1 protein-coding gene is annotated in these 517 nt (G+C 30.4%); it reads right to left on the reverse strand.

Translation table 11 applies throughout. The features are described 5' to 3' along the window. Positions 1-324: 324 nt before the first annotated feature. Positions 325-517: DUF6250 domain-containing protein (locus E3E36_RS12970; protein WP_206203648.1), on the reverse strand; the 193-nt coding region annotated here is incomplete at its 5' end.

Below are 517 nucleotides of genomic sequence, written 5' to 3' on the forward strand. Positions count from 1 at the left end.
TGTTCTGTTCTACCACAAATACCTCACTTCTTAAACGTAATACAGCATACAATTCAGTTACAGTAAGGTTTTCAAAAGGTTTTATAACCCAGTTAATATGCATTGAGGAAGCTGACATTGGTTGATATTATCGGGCAAATTAACAGAAGATTGCCAATACCGTTTTTATTTTGCATTTTTGCCCACTTTAATTTCTTAGTTGATTGAAGTATTTTAATTAAAATTATCGTCATTTCGAAGGTTCTTGCCTGAGAAATCTGTAAATAAATAATGATGAGATTTCTCGTTGAGCAAGAACTTAATCTCGAAATGACATTTATTTTTTCACTTCAACTGATAAATTTTTACATCGCTTATTTCCTGTTTAGAATGTGTTGAGCGTATAGCAAAATAACCATGCGTAAATGGCTGTTCATCTTTCCAGGAAAAGAAAATTTCATTATCAATTGTAAACTGCACTAACCCATTTAAACAAAGAATTTCAATATTGTATTCTTTGTTAGGTTGTAATAAATGT

The organism is Thermococcus sp. M36 (assembly GCF_012027355.1).
Lineage (GTDB): Archaea > Methanobacteriota_B > Thermococci > Thermococcales > Thermococcaceae > Thermococcus.